22 protein-coding genes are annotated in these 23,694 nt (G+C 63.1%); 12 read left to right on the plus strand and 10 right to left on the minus strand.

The window, feature by feature from the left end; genetic code table 11:
- Positions 1 to 51: 51 nt before the first annotated feature.
- The 5 genes from accC to IB266_RS27565 all read right to left on the minus strand — a co-directional run bounded on the left by accC (position 52) and on the right by IB266_RS27565 (position 6,611).
- Positions 52 to 1,407, minus strand: coding sequence for an acetyl-CoA carboxylase biotin carboxylase subunit (gene accC / locus IB266_RS27545; protein WP_092331083.1), 1,356 nt, complete (start codon positions 1,405 to 1,407; stop codon positions 52 to 54).
- Between the two features lie 17 nt (positions 1,408 to 1,424).
- Positions 1,425 to 1,889, minus strand: a complete 465-nt coding sequence (gene accB / locus IB266_RS27550; protein ID WP_053118072.1) for an acetyl-CoA carboxylase biotin carboxyl carrier protein — start codon at positions 1,887 to 1,889, stop codon at positions 1,425 to 1,427.
- 24 nt (positions 1,890 to 1,913) lie between these two features.
- Complete coding sequence (aroQ, locus tag IB266_RS27555; RefSeq protein ID WP_072410269.1) at positions 1,914 to 2,369, minus strand: type II 3-dehydroquinate dehydratase; 456 nt, start codon at positions 2,367 to 2,369, stop codon at positions 1,914 to 1,916.
- 572 nt (positions 2,370 to 2,941) lie between these two features.
- Positions 2,942 to 4,888, minus strand: coding sequence for a methyl-accepting chemotaxis protein (locus IB266_RS27560; protein ID WP_192263658.1), 1,947 nt, complete (start codon positions 4,886 to 4,888; stop codon positions 2,942 to 2,944).
- 52 nt (positions 4,889 to 4,940) lie between these two features.
- Complete coding sequence (locus IB266_RS27565; protein ID WP_192263661.1) at positions 4,941 to 6,611, minus strand: response regulator; 1,671 nt, start codon at positions 6,609 to 6,611, stop codon at positions 4,941 to 4,943.
- 284 nt (positions 6,612 to 6,895) lie between these two features.
- Here IB266_RS27565 and IB266_RS27570 point away from each other — a divergent pair, with 284 nt between their 5' ends.
- The 6 genes from IB266_RS27570 (at position 6,896) to IB266_RS27595 (ending at position 13,543) form a co-directional block, all read left to right on the plus strand.
- A complete protein-coding gene (locus tag IB266_RS27570) occupies positions 6,896 to 7,963 on the plus strand; it encodes a DUF2333 family protein (protein ID WP_192263663.1) in 1,068 nt (355 codons plus the stop codon).
- Positions 7,964 to 7,966: 3 nt separating this feature from the next.
- A complete protein-coding gene (locus IB266_RS27575; protein WP_060739343.1) occupies positions 7,967 to 8,524 on the plus strand; it encodes an NUDIX hydrolase in 558 nt (185 codons plus the stop codon).
- Between the two features lie 169 nt (positions 8,525 to 8,693).
- Positions 8,694 to 9,065, plus strand: coding sequence for a translation initiation factor Sui1 (locus tag IB266_RS27580; RefSeq protein WP_192263665.1), 372 nt, complete (start codon positions 8,694 to 8,696; stop codon positions 9,063 to 9,065).
- A 211-nt stretch (positions 9,066 to 9,276) separates the two neighbouring features.
- Positions 9,277 to 11,190: an arginine decarboxylase gene (gene speA / locus IB266_RS27585; protein ID WP_060739342.1), complete on the plus strand. Its 1,914-nt coding sequence runs from the start codon at positions 9,277 to 9,279 to the stop codon at positions 11,188 to 11,190.
- Between the two features lie 254 nt (positions 11,191 to 11,444).
- Positions 11,445 to 12,752, plus strand: a complete 1,308-nt coding sequence (locus IB266_RS27590; RefSeq protein ID WP_192263668.1) for a type VI secretion system Vgr family protein — start codon at positions 11,445 to 11,447, stop codon at positions 12,750 to 12,752.
- A complete protein-coding gene (locus tag IB266_RS27595; RefSeq protein ID WP_192263670.1) occupies positions 12,749 to 13,543 on the plus strand; it encodes a DUF4123 domain-containing protein in 795 nt (264 codons plus the stop codon). The genes IB266_RS27590 and IB266_RS27595 overlap by 4 nt, the downstream gene beginning before the upstream one ends.
- A gap of 3 nt (positions 13,544 to 13,546) precedes the next feature.
- Here the strand turns inward: IB266_RS27595 and IB266_RS27600 are convergent, their stop codons facing one another.
- Positions 13,547 to 14,896: an MATE family efflux transporter gene (locus IB266_RS27600; RefSeq protein WP_192263672.1), complete on the minus strand. Its 1,350-nt coding sequence runs from the start codon at positions 14,894 to 14,896 to the stop codon at positions 13,547 to 13,549.
- 183 nt (positions 14,897 to 15,079) lie between these two features.
- Entirely contained in the window at positions 15,080 to 15,373 is a 294-nt protein-coding gene (locus tag IB266_RS27605) for a hypothetical protein (protein WP_003197447.1), read from the minus strand.
- A gap of 164 nt (positions 15,374 to 15,537) precedes the next feature.
- Between IB266_RS27605 and IB266_RS27610 the strand changes: the two genes are divergently transcribed.
- From IB266_RS27610 to IB266_RS27625, 4 genes are read left to right on the plus strand one after another with little or no spacing between them, the layout of a single operon-like run.
- Positions 15,538 to 15,843: a MazG-like family protein gene (locus tag IB266_RS27610; protein ID WP_060739337.1), complete on the plus strand. Its 306-nt coding sequence runs from the start codon at positions 15,538 to 15,540 to the stop codon at positions 15,841 to 15,843.
- The gene (locus tag IB266_RS27615; protein WP_060739336.1) at positions 15,840 to 16,589 is read left to right on the plus strand and encodes a methyltransferase; all 750 of its coding nucleotides are present in this window, start codon (positions 15,840 to 15,842) and stop codon (positions 16,587 to 16,589) included. Before IB266_RS27610 ends, IB266_RS27615 begins: the two co-directional genes overlap by 4 nt.
- Positions 16,590 to 16,614: 25 nt before the next feature.
- Complete coding sequence (locus IB266_RS27620; RefSeq protein WP_192263674.1) at positions 16,615 to 17,232, plus strand: DUF4136 domain-containing protein; 618 nt, start codon at positions 16,615 to 16,617, stop codon at positions 17,230 to 17,232.
- A gap of 20 nt (positions 17,233 to 17,252) precedes the next feature.
- On the plus strand, positions 17,253 to 17,810 hold the full coding sequence (locus IB266_RS27625) for a DUF4136 domain-containing protein (protein ID WP_092171282.1): 558 nt from the start codon (positions 17,253 to 17,255) through the stop codon (positions 17,808 to 17,810).
- 228 nt (positions 17,811 to 18,038) lie between these two features.
- On the opposite strand, the gene IB266_RS27630 is transcribed toward IB266_RS27625, so the two are convergent.
- Positions 18,039 to 18,893, minus strand: coding sequence for a MaoC family dehydratase (locus IB266_RS27630; protein WP_192263677.1), 855 nt, complete (start codon positions 18,891 to 18,893; stop codon positions 18,039 to 18,041).
- Positions 18,894 to 18,895: 2 nt separating this feature from the next.
- Positions 18,896 to 20,248 (minus strand): 3-oxoacyl-ACP reductase, encoded by a 1,353-nt coding sequence (locus tag IB266_RS27635; protein WP_192263679.1) that lies wholly within the window; start codon positions 20,246 to 20,248, stop codon positions 18,896 to 18,898.
- Positions 20,249 to 20,504: 256 nt separating this feature from the next.
- Here IB266_RS27635 and IB266_RS27640 point away from each other — a divergent pair, with 256 nt between their 5' ends.
- The gene (locus tag IB266_RS27640; RefSeq protein WP_103311224.1) at positions 20,505 to 21,782 is read left to right on the plus strand and encodes an acetyl-CoA C-acetyltransferase; all 1,278 of its coding nucleotides are present in this window, start codon (positions 20,505 to 20,507) and stop codon (positions 21,780 to 21,782) included.
- Here the strand turns inward: IB266_RS27640 and IB266_RS27645 are convergent.
- The gene (locus IB266_RS27645) at positions 21,769 to 22,797 is read right to left on the minus strand and encodes a bile acid:sodium symporter family protein (RefSeq protein ID WP_192263681.1); all 1,029 of its coding nucleotides are present in this window, start codon (positions 22,795 to 22,797) and stop codon (positions 21,769 to 21,771) included. The genes IB266_RS27640 and IB266_RS27645 overlap by 14 nt on opposite strands.
- Positions 22,798 to 22,876: 79 nt before the next feature.
- Here IB266_RS27645 and IB266_RS27650 point away from each other — a divergent pair, with 79 nt between their 5' ends.
- On the plus strand, positions 22,877 to 23,668 hold the full coding sequence (locus tag IB266_RS27650) for an AraC family transcriptional regulator (protein WP_060739327.1): 792 nt from the start codon (positions 22,877 to 22,879) through the stop codon (positions 23,666 to 23,668).
- Positions 23,669 to 23,694: the final 26 nt, after the last annotated feature.

Genomic DNA, 23,694 nt, shown 5'->3' on the forward strand with positions numbered 1-23,694 from the left:
AAAAAAAGACCCCGGCCAACGGACCGGGGTCTTTTTACATCACGTGAAGCATCAGTGCTGGTTGCCCAGCTTGTGCTCCAGGTAATGGATGTTGACGCCGCCTTTGCAGAAGCCTTCGTCACGTACGAGATCGCGGTGCAGCGGGATGTTGGTCTTGATCCCGTCTACCACGATTTCGTCCAGCGCATTGCGCATGCGCGCCATGGCTTCTTCACGGGTCGCCCCGTAGGTGATCAGCTTGCCGATCAGCGAATCGTAGTTCGGCGGAACGGCATAACCGCTGTACAGGTGCGAATCGACGCGAACGCCATTGCCGCCCGGGGCATGGAAATGCTTGACCGTGCCTGGGCTTGGCATGAAGGTTTTCGGGTCTTCGGCGTTGATCCGGCATTCCAGCGCGTGACCGCGGATGACCACGTCATCCTGGGTGAACGACAGCTTGTTGCCGGCGGCGATGCTGAGCATCTCCTTGACGATGTCGATACCGGTGACCATTTCCGAAACCGGGTGCTCCACCTGAACACGGGTGTTCATTTCGATGAAGTAGAAACGACCGTTCTCGTAGAGGAACTCGAAGGTACCGGCGCCGCGATAGCCGATGTCGATACACGCCTTGACGCAACGTGCCAGGACTTCCTCGCGCGCTTTCTCGTCGATGCCCGGTGCCGGCGCTTCTTCGAGGACCTTCTGGTGACGACGTTGCAGCGAGCAGTCGCGGTCGCCCAGATGGATGGCCTGGCCCTGGCCGTCGGACAGCACCTGGACTTCGACGTGACGCGGGTTGGTCAGGAATTTTTCCAGGTAGACCATCGGGTTGCCGAACGCCGCGCCAGCTTCGGAGCGGGTCAGTTTCGCCGAGGAAATCAGGTCTTCTTCCTTGTGTACCACGCGCATGCCGCGACCACCGCCGCCGCCAGCGGCCTTGATGATCACCGGATAACCGACTTCGCGACCGATGCGCAAAGCGGTTTCTTCGTCTTCAGGCAGCGGGCCGTCGGAACCCGGAACGGTCGGTACACCAGCAGCGATCATGGCGTGCTTGGCCGAAACCTTGTCGCCCATCAGGCGGATGGTGTCGGCTTTCGGACCAATGAAGGCAAAACCGGAGTTTTCCACCTGTTCGGCGAAGTCGGCGTTTTCCGCCAGGAAACCGTAGCCCGGGTGAATGGCGGTGGCGCCGGTCACTTCGGCAGCGGCGATGATCGCCGGGATGTGCAGGTAGGAGTGCGCAGCCGACGCCGGACCGATGCAGACGGATTCGTCCGCCAGGCCCAGGTGCATCAGTTCTTTGTCGGCCTTGGAGTAAACGGCGACGGTCTTGATGCCCATCTCTTTGCAGGCACGCAGAATCCGCAGGGCGATCTCACCGCGGTTAGCGATCAGAACTTTTTCCAACTTCGCAGTCATCAAAGGCTCTCCGCGGTTCAAACGATGGTGAACAGCGGTTGGTCGTACTCAACCGGCTGGCCGTCTTCGACGAGGATGGATTCGATCACACCGCTGGTTTCAGCTTCGATGTGGTTCATCATCTTCATGGCTTCGACGATGCACAGGGTGTCGCCTTTCTTCACGGTCTGGCCGACTTCAACGAAGGACGGCGAGGAAGGCGAAGACTTACGATAGAACGTGCCCACCATTGGCGAACGAGCGACAGTGCCGTTCAGCGTCGGTGCCGCCGGTGCGGCTGGCGCTGCGGCGGCAACCGGGGCTGCTGCTGGAGCAGGCGCTGCGGCCGGAGCCTGCATCGGGGCCGGTGCATAGAACTGCTGGGCCGGGGTCTTGCTGTGGCGGCTGATGCGTACGGACTCTTCGCCTTCCTTGATCTCAAGCTCGTCGATGCCGGACTCTTCCAGCAATTCGATCAATTTCTTAACTTTACGGATATCCATGAATCATCAACTCCCAAGGGTCGGTCAGGGGCGTATAGCTTGTTGTTCAAGCTGCTCTAGGGCGGCCTCCAGGGCCAGTCGGTAACCGCTGGCGCCAAGGCCGCAGATCACTCCCACTGCTACATCGGAGAAGTAGGAGTGATGGCGGAAAGGTTCGCGTTTGTGCACGTTGGACAAGTGCACTTCGATGAATGGGATGCTCACCGCCAGCAGCGCGTCACGTAATGCGACACTTGTATGTGTAAAAGCTGCTGGATTGATCAAAATGAAATCCACGCCTTCGCCACGCGCGGCATGGATGCGGTCGATCAGTTCATATTCGGCGTTGCTTTGCAGATAGAGCAAATGATGGCCGGCGTTGCGGGCCCGCTGCTCCAGGTCCTGGTTGATCTGGGCCAGTGTCACGGCGCCGTAGACGCCCGGTTCACGGGTGCCCAGCAGGTTCAGGTTGGGTCCGTGCAGGACCAATAGGGTCGCCATCTGCTGTTCCTTGTTATCTGTGAGCAGGTATCAGAACCCGGCGACTATGCCGCAAAGCCTTAATGACTGTCCAGTTCTCGGCAATAGCCAGCACGATGACCGATGTTTGCGCGAAATTTGTGACCCAGGTCTCTGATCCAGTCATGCGGTCACAAACCGCACCTCTGTGGCAGCATCAATTCCCGGGTCCTCGCCAATCGATGTGGGAGCGAGCCTGCTCGCGATGACGGTGGCACATCCAACCTCGATGCAAGCTGACCCACCGCTATCGCGAGCAAGCTCGCTCCCACAGGGAAGTTGTGGTGACCGCCGGACTTGTGGGCGCCCGAGATCCAGTGTGGGAGCGAGCTTGCTCGCGATGACGGCGGCACATCCAACCTCGATGCGAGCAGACCCACCGCTTTCGCGAGCAAGCCCGCTCCCACAAGGAAGTTGTGGTGACCGCCGGACTTGTGGGCACCCGAGATCCAGTGTGGGAGCTTGCTCGCGATGACGGCGGCACATCCAACCTCGATGCAAGCTGACCCACCGCTTTCGCGAGCAAGCTCGCTCCCACAGTGGGTATGTGGTGCTTAAACTCGAAACGCTTGCACCGCCGTATGCAACCGTCCCCCTAATATCAGGAGATTGTCACCCTGTTCCCGGCCTTCGCCGATGCGCAGCAGGTTGTCTGCGCCCAGTTGGTGAATCCGCTCGCTGTGATCGCGGATTTCGCTGACGGCGCCGCTTTGCTGGGCGGTGACGTCGGCGATGCGTACCGCCGTGTCGGAGATGGTCTGGATGGCGCCAACGATCTCATCCAGCGCACCGTCGGCCGCTTGCGCCTGGTTGGCGGTGGCTTCGGCGTGTTCGACCTGGGCGCGCATGCCATCCACCGATTGGCGCGCGGCCAATTGCAGGCGGGCGATCAGTGTCTGGATTTCGGCAGTGGCGCCGGCCGTGCGCTGGGCCAGGGAGCGGACTTCCTCGGCCACCACGGCAAAGCCTCGGCCCATTTCCCCGGCGCGAGCCGCTTCGATGGCCGCGTTGAGTGCCAGCAGGTTGGTCTGGTCGGCAATCGAGCGAATCACCGTCAGCACACCGCCGATGGTGGCCGATTCCTCGGCCAGTTGCTCGATCATCTGCGCGTTGCCTTGCACTTCCCCGACCAACGCATGCAGGCCCGTGAGGCTCAGGCCGATGACTTTCTGCCCTTGCTCCACCGCTTGCCCGGCGCTGCGGCTGGCGTCTGCGGCCTGGCTGGCATCGCCGGCCACTTGCTGGATCGTCGCTTCCAGCTCGCTGAGGGAATCACGGATCAGCGCCGTATCGTCGGCCTGATCCTCCGCACCACTGTGCAGTTCGCCGCTCAGATCGGCCAGGGCCCGGCTGCTGCCGGCGACCTGTTCGGCGTTCACCCGAATGGTGCCCACCAGGTCCACCAGATAAGCACGCAGGCGATTGAGCGAAGCCTCGATGTCCTGCATTTCGCGGTTGCTGGCGCCCACGTGGATGTCCCGGCTGAAGTCCCCCTCGGCCCAGGTCGACAGGGCTGGAGCCAGGTGCGTCAAGGTACGGGCCAGGCGCCGCTGCAAGGTGTCGATGAGCAGCGCGATCAGCAGGATCAGGCCGATCATCACCCCCTGGATCATGCGAACCTCCCCCTGGATCTGCCCATGCTGCGCCCGTACCGCCGGTTCCAGGGTATCGATCGCCGTTTGCACGTCGGCGATTTTCAGGTGCGTGGCATTGCTCAGCTCGGCGCGTTTCTGGATCAGTTCGCGGGTGCGGGTCAATTCCGCCGGGTAACGGCCGAGCAGGCTGTTGAGTTCGCGCTTGAGGGCGATGCCAGCATCTTCGGCGGCGGTTTTTTCCTGGGTCTCCAGGCCCATCAGCGCGGCGAAATCATCGCTGCCCGATTCGCTGCTGGCGGTGACACCCAGCAGGGGCAGGCCGTCGAGGCGTTCGGCTTCGACACGGATGCTCGCCAGTTCCCGTTCGACATCGGCGGCCAATTCGCTGCGGCCGCTGCTGACCAGTTTGTCCCGCGTGAGGGACAACCGACCCAGATGCTGCGAAGCGGCAAACAACGGGGGCAGGTAGGCCGGGGCGCCATTGGCGTATTGGGCCAGTTGATCGAGGCTGGCGCTCAGTTCACGCTCGGCTTGCAACAACAAGGCCTGCGGATCGCCAGCCAGTTTGCCGGCGGCCAGCAGATCGGTCTTGCTGAAGCCGTCGAGGTTCGACAGGCTCGGACGCAGGGCCTTGGCCAGCTCCGGGGGAAACTGGTCGAGGTCTTTCTGCAGCGTCTCCAAGGCCTGGGTGGCCGCGCTCAGGCGCAAGGCGTCGCCGCTGGCCAGGTAGTCCTCGATGTTGCGCGCCACTTCGCTCTGGAATTGCCGCGACAGGCCCAGGTAGCGCTCCATCAGCAAGTAGGGCCGTTCCAGGGCGATCTGCGACCACCACAGGGTGACCCCGAGGCCCAGGCATACGGCAACTAAAAGAACAGTATTGAGATTGGTCAGCAGCTTCAGGCGCATCAAGGGTCTACCGAGGGCAGAATCGTAAGTGCCTGAAGTTATTGCGTTTGCGTTACAGGTTTATGACCGAGTCGGTCGATTCCGATGAAAAGGTGGCACTTTGCTTTGATTGCCGGGCGCTCTGTACCCGGTTGCGTCCGGCGTGCTTGGCACGGTACAGCGCTTCGTCCGCCTGGCTGGCCATCATCAGGCTGTCGGAGTCATCGCTCATCTCCACCACGCCAGCGCTGAAGGTGCACCACAAATCATGGGGCTGGGCCGGATAGTGGATTTCGGCAAAGCGCTGGCGAATCTCATCCAGCACTTTGCAGGCGGCGTCGATGTCGGTGTCGGGCATGACGATGGCGAACTCTTCGCCGCCGTAACGGCCGATGAAGTCGGTCTTGCGCAGGCGCTGCTTGAGAAACAGCGCCAGGCTCTTGATCACCCGGTCGCCCATGGGGTGGCCGTGGCTGTCATTGACCCGTTTGAAGTGATCGATGTCGAGCATGGCGAAGCTCAGGGGTTTGCCTTCGCGACGAGCGCGGAAGCTGCAATCCTCGAGCAGTTGCAGGATATGGGTGTGGTTGTACAGGCCGGTGAGGCTGTCGCGCACCATCCGCGCTTTGAGGTTGCGCGCCCGGGCGGCACGGTTGCGCACGGTAGTGATCAAGTGCCGGGGCTTGATCGGTTTGGTCAGGAAGTCGTCGCCACCTTCGCTCATGGCGTCGAGTTGCTTGTCCAGGTCGTCTTCGGCGGACAGGTAGATGATCGGCACGCTGACATAGCGGTCATTGTGACGGATGACCTTGGCCAGTTCCGTGCCGGTGCAGGCCGGCATGTACATGTCGAGGATGATCAGGTCGGGCTGGAAATCCGCCAGCTCGGCCATGGCCTGGATCGGCTCGATCAGCGTGCGGGTGATGATGCCGGCGCTGTTGAGCAGGCGCTCGGTGTGCAAGGCCTGGGCGCGTGAGTCATCGATGATCAGCACTTTGTAGGGGTCGTACTGGGCGACGCAGGTCAGCACTTCGATCTTTTCCAGCAGGCTCGAGGCTTCGAGGGTGCCGGTGAGGAATTCCTGCCCGCCGGCACGTACCGCGGCCAGACGTGTCGGGGTGTCGGTTTCCAGCAAGCTGAAGAACAGCAGCGGCAACGGTTGTTCCAGGCCTTCCTGGGCTTCTGCGGCCAGTTTCAAGCCGGTGCCCGGGCCGCTGAAGTCCACGTCCATGACAATCGCCGCCGGCAGGCGCTCGACCATCGAGGCCCGGAACGCCGCGACACTGTCCAGTGCCTGGGCGCTGAGGCCGAAGAACTCCAATTGCTTGGCCAGGCGTTCGGCGCGGTCATGGTCCTGCAGCATCACGTAGATGGGTTTGCGCAGCGGCGGCAGGAAGGTTTGTTCGAGCTGGTCGCCGTGGCGCAGGCCGGTGCGAGACAAGCGCTGCATCAAGCGGTTGATTTCGGTGATCAGGTGGCTGCTCAGGCGCCCGCGATTGGCGTCCACCGCTTGCAGCGACTGGCTGATGCCTTGGGCCAGCAGGGAATGCTCGGGCTGTTCGAAGCGCTCGGCAAAGCGCAGCAGGCGCAGATTGGCTTCGCTGAGCTCCGACAGGTCGGTGCTTGACCACTCACTGCGTTGCAGGCGCTGCCAAATCTCCAGGATCTGGCGAGCCTGATGAATTACCCGCTGGGCAAAGTGGTGCTTGAGGCGCTCACGGCTGGGGTCTTCTGGCTCGGTCATATCCTGACTACTAGTTAGGGTGCATGCTGAGGTCGACTGGTGGCTCTATGCTAGCACCTCTTTTCCTCCGCATGAGTGTCATACGTCAATATTCTGTCCAGTCGCCCAATTCAGTTTGTGACTGGACAGTCTCATAGGCCGATGGCGACGCTTCCTTTATAGTGCTGTTCGATTGCCCTGTCGCGCCCGGCATGATTGGCGCCGCATTATCGCGTTTCAAATCAGGCACGATGGCGTAGGGTTGTGGTCGAACCGAGAACTCAAGTGATTGAAGGAACATCGCCATGCTGGACTGGAAAAACCGCGCGGGCAGCGCGCCTGAACGCGCCGCCGAGCCGAAATCGGACACCCGCGGCTACCTGGGTGGGCTTTTTTTCAGCCGCGCACTGGCCACGCTGATCGGCCTTTACCTGCTGGTGACCATTGCCCTCGGCTGGTACTGGAGCCAGGAGCCCGCGTTGTTCCCTGTGCAGCAGAACGCCCAGGCCGCAGCCGAGAAGGATGGCCGGCAAATGGTGGTGGGCTACACCACGGTCGAGACGCTCAAGACTGTGGCCGGGACCCTGCTGACCAAGCAAGGCGGCTACATTTCCAACGACCGCTTCCCGCCAGGCCTGTGGATGGACAACATGCCGAGCTGGGAATACGGCGTGCTGGTGCAGGTTCGCGACCTGAGCCGCGCGTTGCGCAAGGACTTCGCCCGTTCCCAGTCCCAGTCCGCCGAGGACGCCGACCTGGCCAAGGCCGAGCCGCGCTTCAACTTCGACAACCGCAGTTGGGTGCTGCCTTCCAGTGAATCCGAATACCAGGAGGGCATCAACTCCCTGAGCCGCTACCAGGCCCGGCTGTCCGATCCGAACCAGAAAAGCGCGCTGTTCTACGCCCGCGCCGACAACCTGAACAACTGGCTGGGGGACGTCGGTACGCGCCTGGGCTCGTTGTCCCAGCGCCTGTCGGCCAGCGTTGGCCGGGTCAAGCTCAACACCTCGCTGAAAACCGAAGTCACGGCCCCGGGCCAAGTGCCGCAGGTGGACGAAGAGGTGGTCGAGACCCCATGGCTGCAGATCGACAACGTGTTCTATGAAGCCCGCGGCCAGGCTTGGGCACTGTCGCACCTGCTGCGCGCCATCGAAGTGGACTTCGCCGATGTGCTGGCGAAAAAGAACGCCACGGTCAGCGTACGGCAGATCATTCGTGAACTGGAAGCGTCCCAGGAACCGGTCTGGAGCCCGATGATCCTCAACGGCAGCGGCTTTGGTGTCTTGGCGAACCACTCGCTGGTCATGGCTAACTACATTTCCCGGGCCAACGCAGCGGTCATCGACTTGCGGCAACTGCTGAACCAGGGCTGATCCATGAGCGAAAGCCCCCGGGAGGTCGCTCACCGAGCGGCCTCGGATGCCGAGCTGATCGCGTGGGTCGACGAGCACGACAACCTGCTTGGCAGCCTGGTGCGTTCGCAGCTGCGCGAGCGCGGCCTGATCGGGCGTGGCACCTACATCATGCTGTTCAATTCGGCCGGTGAACTGTGTGTTCACCGGCGCACCCTGAGCAAGGCCATCTACCCGGGCTTCTGGGACGTGGCGGCGGGCGGGATGGTCCAGGCCGACGAGACCTACGCTGAGTCGGCCGCCCGTGAGCTGGCGGAAGAACTGGGCGTGAGCGGCGTGGAACTGACCGCCCACGATCATTTTTATTTCGAAGACCCCGGCAGTCGCCTGTGGTGTTCGGCGTTCTCGGCGGTGTGGGACGGCCCGCTGGTCCTGCAGCCTGAAGAAGTCCTCGAAGCGCGTTTCCTGCCGCTTGAACAGGTGCTCGATGAAATCCAGCGCATGCCTTACTGCCCGGACTCCCTGGCGGCGCTTGAACGCTATTTGCGTGCCCAGGGTGGCGACGTCGCAAAGAAGCTATAAATTGGCGCTGATTGGCCCTTAGCAAGTCGGCTTTTTGCCGTTACACTGCGCGACTTTTCAAGCTGAACCGCGTCTGCGGTCCAGTAGCGCTGCCCCTGCCTGAGTGGGGTTTCGCGGTCGAGGCACGTTCTCCCCTCGACCAGTCTTTGTCCTCCCAAGAGGATTGCCGGTGGTCAAAAAAGCCGTATCCTTCGCCGCCCTGGGCGGCCTGGTATTTTCTACCGACGCCGGTCGTCATTGCCCTGATTGCCGTCAACCGGTGGATGCCTGCATCTGCAAACAGACCGCCATCCCTGCCGGTGATGGCATTGCCCGTGTGCGCCGTGAAAGCAAAGGTCGCGGCGGCAAGACGGTGACCACGATCACCGGCGTGCCGTTGGCCGAAGATGCGCTCAAGGAACTGGCCACCACATTGAAGAAGCGTTGTGGCACCGGTGGTGCGTTGAAAGACGGCATCATCGAGATCCAGGGCGATCACGTCGAGCTGCTGCTGGCGGAACTGGTCAAGCACGGCTTCAAGGCAAAGAAATCCGGCGGCTAGCAGCTTCTGTGAAAACCACCCTCGGCTTGACCCGGACCCGACGTTCGAGGTCGCCCGCATGGTTTTCACAGAACCTGTTCTGAACGGGTTTCTAAACTCATCGCTGGGAGCAGGGTCTACCTTGCTAACAGGCAATTCGTCATTTTCACTCTCTAGACTGCCCCAGCCTCCGACCGGATGGTGCATTTTGACTTCTTTATAGGGGACTTCGATGTCCGTACGACGCACACGCAAAGACGATGGCAGCCAATGGACAGTTGCGGACAGCCGCAGCGTTTACGGGATTCGCCATTGGGGGGCCGGGTATTTCGCGATCAATGAAGCCGGTCGCGTCGAAGTCCGTCCGAACGGTCCCGGCAGTTCGCCCATCGACCTGTTCGAGCAAGTCGACCAGTTGCGCCAGAGCGGCCTCTCGCTGCCTTTGCTGGTGCGCTTTCCCGACATCCTGCAAGACCGCGTGCGCCAGCTGACCGGTGCGTTCGACAGCAACATCGCGCGCCTGGAATACCAGAGCAAGTACACCGCGCTCTACCCGATCAAGGTCAACCAGCAGGAAGCGGTGATCGAGAACATCATCGCCACCCAGAACGTCTCCATCGGCCTGGAAGCCGGTTCCAAGCCGGAGCTGCTGGCGGTGCTGGCCCTCGCGCCGAAGGGCGGCACCATCGTCTGCAACGGCTACAAGGACCGCGAATTCATCCGCCTGGCGCTGATGGGCCAGAAGCTGGGTCACAACGTCTTCATCGTCATCGAGAAAGAGTCCGAAGTCGGCCTGGTGATCGAAGAGGCCGCGGTGCTCAAGGTCAAGCCACAGGTCGGCCTGCGCGTGCGCCTGTCGTCCCTGGCGTCGAGCAAGTGGGCCGATACCGGTGGCGAGAAGTCCAAGTTCGGCTTGTCGGCCGCGCAACTGCTGTCGGTGGTCGAGCGCTTCCGCGCCGCAGGCCTGGATCAGGGCATTCGCCTGCTGCACTTCCATATGGGCTCGCAGATCGCCAATCTGGCGGACTACCAGCACGGCTTCAAGGAAGCGATCCGTTACTACGGCGAGCTGCGCAATCTCGGCCTGCCGGTGGATCACATCGACGTCGGCGGTGGCCTCGGCGTGGACTACGACGGCACGCACTCGCGCAACGCCAGTTCGATCAACTACGACATGGACGATTACGCCGGTGTCGTGGTCGGCATGCTCAAGGAGTTCTGCGATGCCCAGAGCCTGCCGCACCCGCACATCTTCTCGGAAAGCGGCCGCTCGCTGACCGCCCACCACGCGATGCTGGTGGTGCAGGTGACCGACGTCGAGAAACACAACGACGACGTGCCGGTGATCGACAACAAGCAGGAACTGCCGGAAACCGTGCAATGGCTGGTTGACCTGCTGGGCCCGACCGATATCGAGATGGTCACCGAGACCTACTGGCGCGCCACGCACTACATGAGCGACGTGGCGACCCAATATGCCGACGGCAAGCTGACCCTGGCGGAAAAAGCCTTGGCCGAGCAGTGCTACTTTGCCGTGTGCCGTCGCCTGCACAACTCGTTGAAGGCCCGCCAGCGCTCGCACCGCCAGGTGCTGGATGAACTCAATGACAAGCTGGCCGACAAATACATCTGCAACTTCTCGGTGTTCCAGAGCCTGCCGGACACCTGGGCCATCGGCCAGGTATTGCCGATCCTGCCGCTGCATCGCCTGGACGAAGAGCCGCTGCGCCGCGCCGTGCTGCAAGACCTGACCTGCGACTCCGACGGCAAGATCAAGCAATACGTCGACGAGCAGAGCATCGAGACCAGTCTGCCGGTTCACGCCCTCAATCCGGGTGAAGACTACCTGCTGGGGATCTTCCTGGTGGGCGCCTACCAGGAAATCCTCGGTGACATGCACAACCTGTTCGGCGACACCGACTCGGTGAACATCTACCAGAACGCCGATGGCAGCGTGTACCACGCCGGTATCGAAACCCACGACACCATCGAAGACATGCTGCGCTACGTGCACTTGTCGCCGGAGGAGTTGATGACTCACTACCGCGACAAGTGCGCCAGCGCCCGCATCAGCGCCGCCGAGCGTACCCAGTTCCTCGATGCGCTGCGCCTGGGGCTGACGCGTTCGTCGTATCTGTCTTCCTGATGGAGAGACAGCGCCAATAGCCGTCCCCTCAATGCCCACCGGGGCTGTCAGAAAACACACCGCACATCGCGGGTTTTTTCGGATAGTCCCGGAGGGCATTTTTGTTTACGCCACGGCTATTTCTTCACACCGGTGCATTTAATCGGTGATGTCCTTATTTCGTGTAGTCCCTTTCCTAACCTGTACTTGGCCCCTCTACTCGGCCATGGCGGTCGGCGAGAATCCCCGACCGCCCCTCCTGTAGAGAAACGCCGATGTCCGATCCAGCCTGCGAGCCAGCATTTCGTCTGGAGATAGCCGGTCTGCCCGAGCCCGTTGACGTGGTGGCCTTCACGGGTAGCGAAGCCATTAGCGAGCCCTTTGTCTATGAAGTGGAACTCCTGTTGCACGATGCGAGCCTGGACTTGGCGAGCCTGCTGTACCGCAACGTCTGGTTGAGTTTCGGGGCTCCAGGCCGGGGCATTCATGGGCAGCTCCATGAGTTGGTCCAACACCGTCATGGCGCCGGTTGCCGGGTGCGTATCGGGCCGAAGCTGGCCTGTCTGGCGCAGCGCTTCAGCCAGCGGGTGTTCAGTGCCCGCTCGGTGCCGCAGATCATTCGCCAGGTGCTCAAGGGCCATGGCATCAGCGGCCGCCGCCTGTGCCTGGACCTGAGCGGCGATTATCCACCGCAGGATTTCTGTACCCAGTATCGCGAATCGGACCTGCAGTTCCTCCAGCGCGTGTGCGCCCGGGCGGGTATCCACTTTCATTTCGAACACACGCGGGACGGGCATTGCCTGGTGTTCGCCGACAATCCCCACAGTTTTCCCCCTGCTGGTAAGGCGGTCTACGTGGACGACGGGCCGGTTGCCGCGGTGCGGACCTTCAGCGTGCACACCGATGTGTCGGGGCAGCAGGTCGCCCAGGGGCGCAGCGAACTGACGAACCTGCGGGGTGGCCAGGTGTTGACGTTGACGGACCATCCGTTTGCCGGTTGGAACCGGCGCTGGCTGTTGACGAAGGTCGAGCATCGCGTCCAGGCGGGTGTGTATGGCAACCATTTCAAGGCCATTCCCCGGGGCGTGCTGTTCGTGCCGGACAGCGTCCCGGCCAAACCACGCATGGTGAGCCGTCAACGCGGCTGGGTCGTGGCGGTGGACGAGCCGTCGGAGTTGGGAGCGGGGCGCGTGGCGGTGGAGTTCGACTGGGTCTATCAGGGCGAAGGTTCCAGCCCCAGTCATTGCTGGCTGCCCTTGGCGCCGGAGCTGGCTGCCGGCGGGGCGGCCGCCCTGTGTGACGGCACCGAGGTGCTGGTGAGCTTTATCGAAGGTGATCCGGATCGGCCGCTGATCAGTGCATTTCTGGGCGAGCCTGCCTCGGCAGCGGTTGCCGATGAGTCATCTTCAGGCGAAACACTTGGGCGGTCGGTTGTCGATCCGGTGCTGTTGTCGGCGATGCGGGAGGCCGAGCCGCTGGTCTTGTTGTGCCTGTTGCCCGAAGGCGGGCCTTTCAGCCCCTGCGGCCAACCGCTGTGCACCTGCCGCATGCTCATGGGACGCGGCGCGGGCGTTGCTCGATGAGCGCGGTCGTGCCTGGATCAACGCCGCAGTGGTTGCTGCTGGACGTACCGAGTGCGCCTGAGGCGGTGCGGCTGGTGCACGCGCAGTTCGCCGAGGCCCGGCGTTTTGCCCTGTTCGAAGGCACCGAGTTGCATGGGCTTCGCGAGCAGGGCCCGTTGTTGGTGGAGCTGCGCCAATCCCCCGCGCTGGTCAGCCTTTGTCACCTGGACCCGCGCGCCTGGCCGGGGTTGTTGTTGGCCTGCCCAAAGCCCGTCGGGCAATTGCTCACGCATCTGCGGCGCATGCTGACGGTGACATTGGGCCTGCATCACAAAGCCCTGTTGAATTACTACAACCCGCACACCGCCAGCTATTTCTTCGACGGTTGCGACTCCCATGAGCTCAGTTGCTGGCTGGGGCCGATCAGCCTGGCGCGCTGGTTCGGCGGCACGTGGGCCGACCGGGCGATCGGCAGCCAGGGCTGGCAACAACTGTCCAACCCTGGACTGCCGGTGGCGGCGTTGGAGAAAGAACACGGCCTCAGCGACCGACAACAGGGCCAGTTGCGACGATGCCTGTTGGAGCGCCACGCGTGGCAATGGTGCCGCTCCACCGGGCGTGATTACCGTCGGCTCTGGGAGGATTTGCAGCAGGGGCTGGCGTTGGGATTCACCGAGCGGACGGTGCTCGATGACTGGCTGTGGCTGCGCCTGCAATACCCCGATGCCCGGCCCATTCCGGGGCCGGAGGGAGGCTCGCAGCGCGAGCGTCTCGAACACCTGCGGCGGCGCTGGCAGGGTCGCCAGGATTGAAGGTTATGGGGCCGGCGCGCCGAGCCAACGGTCACGCCGCTGCAAGTGCCAGGCAAACGCACCGAGGGTCAGGCTGCGCAGGGCCATGAACAGCAGGAAGGTGATCCACAGCCCATGGTTGCCCAAACCCACCAGCATCCAGGCGATCGGCGACACGAGCAGTAGGGTCAAGAGCATGCCGTTGCGCATTTCCCGGGCGCGGGTGGCACCGATGAACAGGCCGTCGAGCAAGTAGCTCCAGACCGCGATCAGCGGCAAGGTCGCCAGGTAGGGCAGGTAGTCGTAAGCGGTGGCGCGCACGTCGGGAATGTCGGTCTGCATATCGATGAACAAGTGGCCGGCGAGCAGGAACAGCAGGGCAAAGCCGAGGCTTGCAATCAGTGACCAACCGCCGGCCACCACCAGCGAGCGGCGCAATGCCAGGCGGTCGCGGGCGCCAATGGCATGGCCGCACAGCGCTTCCACGGCGTGGGCCAGGCCGTCCAGGGCATGGGCGGTCAGCAGCAAGCCGTTGAGCAGCAAGGCATTGGCCGCCACGGTGGCGTCCCCCAGGCGCGCGCCTTGCACCGTGATCAGGAAAAACACCGCTTGCAGTGCCAGGCTGCGAATGAAGATGTCCCGGTTCACCGCCAGCAGCGGACGCCAGTTCTGCCACACGCCCAGGGCCGCCCAGGCCATCTGCCCGGGCCAGGCCCGCAGTGTCTTGCGAGCCAGGGCCAGGCCGACCAGCGCTCCGGTCCACTCGGCAATCACCGACGCCCGGGCCGAGCCGGTCACGCCCCAGTCCAGGCCGATCACGAACCAAAGATTCAGGGCGATGTTGACCAGGTTGGTCACCAACAGGATCGCCAACGGCGCCCGGGCATTCTGGGCGCCGAGGAACCAGCCCACCAGCGCATAGCTGGCCAGCGCCGCCGGCAAGCCGAAGAGCCGGGTGTGGAAGAAGTCGCGGGTCAACTGGTTGAGCTCGGCGGACGGCTGCATGAAATGCAACGCCACGTCGCTCAACGGCACGCCGACGGCACCGAGCAGCAGCGCCAGCCCCATCGCCAACAGCAGTCCTTGCAACAACACTTGTCGCAACGCCGCCCCGTCACCCCGCCCGGCGGCCTGGGCGGCGAACCCGGTGGTGCCCATGCGCAAGAAGCCCATGGCCCACGCCAACACCGTATACAAACTCGCCCCGACCGCCACGGCGCCCAACTGATGGGCATGGGGCAAATGGCCGATGACGGTGCTGTCCACCAACGCCACCAGCGGCACGGAGATGTTCGAGAGAATCATCGGCGCAGCCAGTGCCCAGACCCGGCGATGGGTCAGGCGGTCGCGCCAGTCGGTGATCAGGTTGGGCATGCGGGCTCCTTGATGGAGCGCGATTGTAGCGGGTTCTTGGATTGATCGTGCCCACGTCCCGCGTGGGAATGCCTCCATAAATCTGTGGGAGCAAGGCTTGCCCGCGATGAAGATGACGCGGTCTTTCAGGGAACCGAGGCGCCTGTATCGCGAGCAAGCTTTGCTCCCACAAGTGCTCTGGACCTAGTGGATGATCCAACTCAACAACCACAACCCCAGCACCAGCCAGATGATGCCCATGACGATCGAGGCCCGCATGAAGGCGCGGATGGCCGAGTACAGCAGCATCAGCCCGAGGATCAGCGCGATGATGCTGATGATCGAAGTGTCCATGCCCAAGGTGCGTGACAGCCCATCGACGAAATTGCCGCCGGCGTTGGCCAGGGTGTTGAAGAGGCCGCTGAGCAGGTCGACGATGAAACGGATTACCGAACCAAGCGCCTGGCCGAGCCATTCGAAAAAGCTTTCTACCTGCATATGTGCATCCTGATGGGAGGGAATCCGAACTGAGCCGTTGGCTCCTGATTGTAGGAGCTGTGGCGGCCGAGTTGGTTCGATTATGGGGCAAACCGTCGCTTCGTACCGAGACTCTTGCCTTCCCCGGTCATCCCCCTGAAGCTATGCGCATTCAGGAGAACCCGATGAACCTTGTTGAACTGACCGCACGCCTGCATGCCATTCGTGACCATAACGATTGGCGGCAATTCCACAGCCCGAAAAACCTCGCCATGGCCGCCAGTGTGGAAATGGCCGAACTGGTGGAGATTTTCCAGTGGCTGACCGAGGACCAGTCGCGCCAGTTGCCGGCGGACAAACTGGCCCACGCCGGGCAGGAAGTCGGTGACATCGTGTTGTACCTGTTGCTGCTTTGCAGCGAGCTGGGCCTGGACATGGACGCCGTGGTGCGCAGCAAGCTGGCCGACAGCGAACGGCGGTTCGGCCAATGAGCGACCGTCATTTCGATCAGCTCGCCACGCGCTTCGCGGAAAAAATCTACGGCGGGGCCAAGGGCGCCATCCGCCTGGCGGTGCTTCAGGCCGATCTGCTGGAAACCTTGCCGCAGCGTCCATTGCGTGTGCTGGACATCGGCGCTGGCCTGGGCCACATGTCGTTGTGGTTGGCCGAGCGCGGTCACCAGGTGACCCTGGCCGAGCCGGCCGAACCCATGCTCGAAGGCGCTCGCCAGCGTTTTGCCGAGGCCGGCCAGCAGGCCACGTTCATCCAGGCACCGTGGCAGGACCTGCTCGGCCAACTGACCGAACCTTACGACCTGGTGTTGTGTCACGCGGTGCTGGAGTGGCTGGCCGAGCCCCACGCGATCCTGCCGGTGCTGCATCAACTGACGGCGCCTGGCGGTTGGCTGTCCCTGGCGTTCTACAACCGCGACGCGTTGGTCTATCGCAATCTGCTCAAGGGGCATTTCCGCAAGTTGCGCAAAAATGACATGGCCGGCGAAAAACAGAGCCTGACGCCGCAACAACCCCTTGATCCGCGAGATTTGGCGGCGCAACTTGAAGGCCTGTGGCAGGTCGAAAGCCAGAGTGGCGTGCGGGTTTTCCATGACTACATGCCGGTGGAGTTCCAGGGCCGCGTGGAACTTGCGCAGTTGCTGGAAATGGAACTGGCCCACCGTCGCCATCCGGCGTTTGCCGGGTTGGGACGTTATCTGCACTGGATCTGCCGTCCCCTCTGATCCGCAAGTGCAATTGGAGCGCGAAATGAAAGGTCGTTCAGGGTTGTTGGTGCTGTGCCTGGGGCTGGTGGCCTGCCAGGGCAGCAACCCCTATGTCGCCACCTCCAATCCGTTGCCGCCGGCGCCACCGGAGGCCGCCACGGTATTCGACCGCAGCGCCTACCCGGCGCCGCCCCGTGATTACGGGCGCTATCGCAGCTGGGCCTGGCGCGACGGGCGCCTGCCGCCGGGCACTGCCTGGGCGGATTCGGCCCAGGTGGCCGAAGCGGTGAGCAATGCCCTCGACCAGCGTGGCCTGCGGCCGCTGCATGACAACCGGCCCGCCGACCTGTTCGTCAGCGCCGACCTGCGCCTGGAGACCCGCGTGCGCCAGGTCCGGGATGATTATGATGCTGGCTATTACGGCGGCTATAACCGTTATGACCGCTACGGTCCGGGTTATGGCGTGTACCATCCGATGCCGATGGTGCGCACGTATCAGGAGCAAGTCGTGGTGGTTCGGGTGGACCTGTTCGATGCTCGCACCGGTCAGCCGGTGTGGAGCGCCAGCGCCGAGACCGGCCAGCGGGGCAGCCAGAGCGGACGCAGCGATGCCATTCGCGAGGCAGTGGAAAAAGCCATGTCGGCGTATCCCCCAAGTTGATTACGCAACGGAGAAAAACCATGTTTCGCCGTCTTGCTCTATTGGCCTTCACCCTGTTGCTGGGGGCTTGTGCCTCTAACCAAGTCAACCATGACTTCGACACCAGCCGAGACTTTGCGGCGTATCGCAGTTGGAGCTGGAAAGACCCGGCGCTGCAGTATCGCCCCGATGATCCACGCATCAAGAGCGACCTGACCGAACAGCGGATCCGCCAGGCGGTGGCCGATCAACTCGACCAGCGCGGCTTGCGCCCGGCTGCGGCGGGCGGGCGCGGCGATGTGCTGGTCCAGGCCTATTTGATCGTCGAGGACCGCCAGCAGCAGGTCACCACTAACTACGGCGGCGGTTGGGGTGGCCCGTGGAATGGCTACTGGGGTGGGCCGATGTACAACGAAACCCGCAACATCAGCTACAAAGTCGCCACTGTGCAGATCGACCTGCTCGACGGCAAGGACGGCAAGCTGGTGTGGCGTGGCAGTGATGAACAACTGCTCAGCAATTCCCCCAACCCGGCCGACCGCAACACCGCCGTGCGCGAGACGGTGGGGCGGATTCTGTCCAACTACCCGCCGCGCTGACCACGGCGAATTCAAGATGGGTGGAGGCTGACCCACCGCCATCGCGAGCAAGCTCGCTCCCACAGGGATTGGCGGTGGACTCGTCTCTATGAACACCCCGAAACAAACTGTGGGAGCGGGCTTGCTCGCGAAGACGGCGGCACATTCAACCTTGATGCAAGCTGACCCAGCGCCATCGCGAGCAAGCTCGCTCCCACAGGGGGTGACGGTGAATGCCATCGACCTGGCTCAGGTTGCCGGCCGCCACTCTCCCACCATATGTTCCAGTGCCCCGGTCCCCAGCAGTTGCAGTTGCCCACTGGAGCCCGCCGCGCTGGACAGCAGGGTCACTTCGCTGGGCAGGCGCACCGGTTTCTTGAAGGTCACCTCGATCTCGATGTTGGCCTCGGGCAGGTGGTCATCCAGCGCCGCCAGGGTCCTGGCCTTGTTCCACAAGCCATGGGCGATGGCGGTGGGGAAGCCGAACAGCCTGGCGCTGATACCGCTCAGGTGAATCGGGTTGTAGTCGCCGGAAACCTTGGCGTATTGCCGGCCGATGTCAGCCGGTGCGGTCCAGCGCGCGACTTCAATCAATGGCAGGCTGGCCTCAGGTGATTCGTCCACGAGCGCGCCGTCAAGCTGGACGCCTTTGCACAGCATCTGGCTCCGGGCCTCCCACAATGGCCCCAACTGATCATCGAGGCAGGTCACCAGGTCGAATACCGCGCCTTTGGGGTGGGCTTGCAGGTTCTCGACATGGACGCTGGCCCGCACCTGGCCGACCCCGCCCATGGGCCGCAATACGCGAATGCGGTTGCTCAAGTGGATCAACCCCAATAGCGGAAAGGGAAAGTCCCGCCCCGTGAGCAATTGCATCTGCAGGGCAAACGCCAGGACGTGGGGATAAGTCGGCGGCAGCAGTCCGTTATCGACGAAACCGCACACTTTGCGATAGGCCGCCAGCCGTTGCGGGTCGACCTGAAGCACCTGGCGCAGGCCTTCCTCGGGCAAGGTCGTTCCGGTGACCTTGCGCCGCGTCGCCGCTTTTGAATAGAGCCCGGACATGGATGGCGGGCTGCTGACCTCATGCCATTGGATCGTCATGGTCATGCTCCCAAAAGGCTTTGCCCGCATACCCGCAGGGCCTGCCCGGTCACGGCGCCCGTGCCCGGCTGCGCGAGCCAGGCCACGGCTTCGGCGACATCTTGAGGCAGACCGCCCTGGCCGAGGGAACTCATGCGCCGCCCGGCCTCGCGCAAGGCGAAGGGGATCTCGGCGGTCATGCGGGTTTCAATGAACCCCGGCGCCACGGCGTTGATGCTGATGCCCCGAGATTGCAGCAGCGGCGCCCAGGCCTGGGCCAGGCCGATCAGCCCGGCCTTGCTCGCCGCATAGTTGGTCTGCCCACGGTTGCCGGCAATGCCGCTGATGGAGGCCAGCAGGACGACCCGGCCATTGTCGCGCAGAGTACCGCTGTCGAGCAGGGCCTTGGTCAGCACTTGCGGGGCGTTGAGGTTGACGGCCAACACGGCGTCCCAGAATTCCGGGGTCATGTTGGCGAGGGTCTTGTCCCGGGTGATGCCAGCGTTGTGCACCACGATGTCGACGCCGTCGGGCAGGTGCTCGATCAACTGGGCGGCGGCATCTTCGGCGCAGATATCCAGCGTGACGCTGCGTCCGCTCAAACGCGCCGCCAGGGCGTCGAGGTCGGTCTTGGCCTGGGGGACGTCGAGCAGGATCACGTCTGCGCCATCGCGGGCCAGGGTTTCGGCGATGGAGGCGCCGATCCCGCGGGCCGCGCCAGTGACCAGCGCCTTGAGCCCCGTAAGCGGTCGGGTCCAGTCATGGACCTGGGTGTCACAGGCGTCGAGGCGAATGACCTGCCCGGAAATGAAGGCACTCTTGGGTGACAGGAAAAACCGCAGCGCACCTTCCAACTGCGCTTCGGCACCGTCGCCGACATACAGCAGTTGCAGCGTCCCGCCGTGGCGCAGCTCTTTGGCCAGGGAACGGCTGAAACCTTCCAACGCCCGCTGGGCACTGGCGGCGAACGGATCGCCAAGGCTTTGCGGCGCGCGCCCCAGGATGACGACATGGGCGCTGTGGTCGAGGTTCTTCATCAGCGGCTGGAAAAACTCCCGCAGCTGCTTGAGCTGGTCGGTCTGCACCAAATGGCTGGCGTCGTACACCACTGCCTTGATTTTCGGTCCGTGGCCGGGGATCCACTCGGTGGCCACGGTCGGTTCGCCGCCGTAGATGAAAATGGTGTCGGTCAGGCGCTTGGCGAACGTGCCGATCTGTTCGGTCAACGGCCCGCCGCCCAGCAGCAGGGCGCCTTCGATCGGCCGTAGCCGCCCGGCCTGCCAGCGTTCCAGGCGTACCGGCGATGGCAGGCCGAGGGACCCGACCATGCGCCGGCCAATGGGCGAATTGGCGAAGTCGATATAACGGTCAGACATGGAACACACTCCGGCTGATGAGGTTCCAAGTGTGGACCATGATTGGCAATCAGTCGTTCGATCGGCGAGATAAAGCCTAAGCTTGAGCGGGAGCGCGTTGTCCAGGGCACCGAACCCCTGTGGGAGCCAAGCTTGCTCGCGATGCAGACACCGCGTTTTTCAGGTAGGTCGCATCATCGCTCATCGCGAGCAAGCTCGGCTCCCACAGGGGACGGTTGAGTTTTCTTAGTGCATTAGACCTACAGGGGAGTTCTTCATGACACAACTACGCCGCGTCGCGATCATCGGTGGTAACCGCATTCCCTTCGCCCGCTCCAACGGGCCCTATGCCACCGCCAGCAACCAGGCGATGTTGACGGCCGCCCTCGAGGGGCTGATCGAACGCTACAACCTGCATGGCTTGCACATCGGCGAAGTGGCTGCCGGGGCGGTGCTCAAGCACTCCCGGGATACGAACCTGACCCGCGAATGCGTGCTCGGTTCGCGGCTGTCACCTATGACGCCGGCCTATGACGTACAGCAGGCCTGTGGCACCGGGCTGGAGACGGTGTTGCTGGTGGCCAACAAGATCGCCCTGGGCCAGATCGACAGCGCCATTGCCGGCGGCGTCGACACCACGTCGGATGCGCCAATCGCGGTCAATGAAGGGTTGCGCAGGATCTTGCTGCAAGCCAATCGCGCCAAGACCACCGCTGAGAAAATCAAAATATTCCTGCAATTGCGCCCCCAGCACCTGATGCCGGACTTGCCGCGCATCAACGAACCGCGCACCGGCCTGAGCATGGGCGAGCACTGTGAGTTGATGGCCCAGACCTGGCAGATCCCCCGGGAGGCCCAAGACCAGTTGGCCCTGGAAAGCCATCAGAAAATGGCCGCGTCCTACGCCGAAGGTTGGCAGAACGACTTGATGACCCCGTTTCTCGGCCTGACCCGGGACAACAACCTGCGCCCGGACCTGACCCTGGAGAAACTCGCCTCCCTCAAGCCGGCCTTCGAAAAAAGTGCCAAGGGCACGATGACGGCGGGCAACTCCACACCACTGACCGACGGCGCCTCGCTGGTACTGCTGGGCAGCGAAGAGTGGGCCAAGGCCCGGGGCCTGCCGATCCTGGCGTACCTGCGCGACGGTGAAACGGCGGCGGTGGATTTCGTCAATGGCGCCGAAGGGCTGCTGATGGCCCCGGTCTACGCCGTGCCGCGATTGCTGGCGCGCAACGGCCTGACCCTGCAGGACTTCGATTACTTCGAGATCCACGAAGCGTTCGCCGCCCAAGTGTTGTGCACGCTGAAGGCCTGGGAAGACCCGGACTATTGCAAGACCCGCCTGGGCCTCGATGCGCCGCTGGGGTCAATCGACCGCGGTCGGTTGAACGTGAAGGGCAGTTCCCTGGCCGCCGGGCATCCGTTTGCCGCCACGGGCGGGCGCATTGTCGCCAACCTCGCCAAGTTGCTGGATGCCGCCGGGCGAGGTCGCGGGTTGATTTCCATCTGCGCCGCCGCCGGCCAGGGTGTGACGGCGATTATCGAACGTTGACGAGGGTGCCCTCCTGGCGGGAGGCCAGTGCCTTGTGCTGGCTGGCGTAACGCTCGGCCAGGATCGAGCAGACGATCAACTGCAGCGGGTGGTAGATCATGATCGGCAACAGAATCAGCCCCAGGCCGGGATGGTTGCCGAAAATCAACGCCGCCATCGGCACCCCGGCGGCGAGGGATTTCTTGCTGGCGCAGAACACCGCGGCGACTTCATCGGCGCTGTTGAATTTCAGGGCGCGGGCGGTGCGGGTGGTCGCCCACAGGATGATTGCCAGCAGCACAGCACTGCCCACCACTGCGCTGAGCAACACGCCGTTGCCTTGCTGGCGCCAGATGCCGGACACCATGGAGTTGCAGAAGGCCGCGTAGACCAGCAGCAGGATCACCAGCTTGTCGATGACGCTGGTGTAGCGTTTGTACCGACCGAAAAAACCGGCCAGCCAACGCCGCAGGAACTGTCCCAGCACCAGCGGCAGCAGCAACATCACGCACAGGTCGAGCAAGGTTGAACCCAGGTCGATGCCTCCAGCGCCGCTGCCGACCACGAAACTGACCAGCAACGGTGTCAGGAAAATGCCCAGCACGCTGGACAGGCTCGCGTTGAGAATCGCCGCCGGCACGTTACCTTTTGCACTGCCAGTCAAGGCCACCGAGGAGGAAATCGTCGAGGGCAGGGCGCACAGGTAGAAGAACCCCAGCATCAGCAGCGCCGGCACATGGCTGCCCATCAGCCAGTTGCTGAGCAGCCAGAGCAACGGAAATACGCCAAAGGTGAAAGCCTGCACCATCACGTGCAGCCGGATGTTCTTCAGGCCGTGGCGGATCTGCTCGCCGGACAAGTTGACCCCGTGCAGGAAGAACACCACGAAGATGCCGATGTTGACCACCCATTCGGCATGCATGGCACCGCCCGTGGCACCAAAGGTGGGAAAGAAGTACGCCAGCAGCGTGGCGAGCACCATGCCGCACAGGAACCAGTCGGTCACCATGCGTTTGAGGTGTCTGAAGATATGCATAGGGCACCGCATGTTGTAAGAAAAGTCGACTTAGCCTAACGTCGTCCTTATCAGTCGTCTTGCGACATAAGGCCAATCAATGCCGCCTAACGGACACCAGCAGCTGGAACGACGTATCCCCGACCTGGCGCAATTGCCGAGGCCGCTGTACGCCCGTGTCGAAAGCTTGAACGCCGGTTCCTGGACGCAAGCCCATCGTCATGACTGGGTGCAATTTTCCTACGCCATCAGCGGCGTTCTCGGCGTACACACCGCCGCCGGCAGTTTCTTCGCCCCGCCACAACGGGGCATCTGGATCCCGGCCGACCTGGAACATCAGGTGGTGACCTCCACCCGGGCGGAAATGCGCAGCCTGTATGTCCATCGTCACGCCTGCCCCTGGGCCGATGAGCGCTGTCGGGTGCTGGAAGTCACGCCACTGGCCCGTGAGTTGATCAAGGTGTTCTGTCAGCTGCCGGTCGATTATCCCCAAGGCGATACCCAGGAAGAACGGCTGGTGCAGGTGTTGCTGGACCAGTTGGCGACGCTGCCGGAAGTGGGATTTTCCCTGCCGCTGCCGCGACATGCCCGCTTGCTGGCGCTGTGTAACGAATTGATCGAACAGCCTGAACAGAACGTCACCTTGCAAGCCTGGTCTGAACGTCTGGGCACGTCGGAAAAAACCCTGATGCGTCTGTTCCAGCGTGAGACCGGCCTGAGCTTTCGTGCCTGGCGCCAGCGCATGCGCTTGTTGTCGTCCCTGGGCTCCTTGGAGAAAGGGGACAGCGTCACCAGCGCCGCGTTGTCGTGTGGGTATGATTCAACGTCCGCATTCATTGCCGCGTTCAAGGGGATGTTCGGGTATACACCGGGGGAGTTGTTCAAGCATTGAGCCGGCGCACTTGCCTACGGCTGGCG

This window comes from Pseudomonas sp. Pdm06 (assembly GCF_014851795.1).
GTDB lineage: Bacteria > Pseudomonadota > Gammaproteobacteria > Pseudomonadales > Pseudomonadaceae > Aquipseudomonas > Aquipseudomonas fluorescens_AA.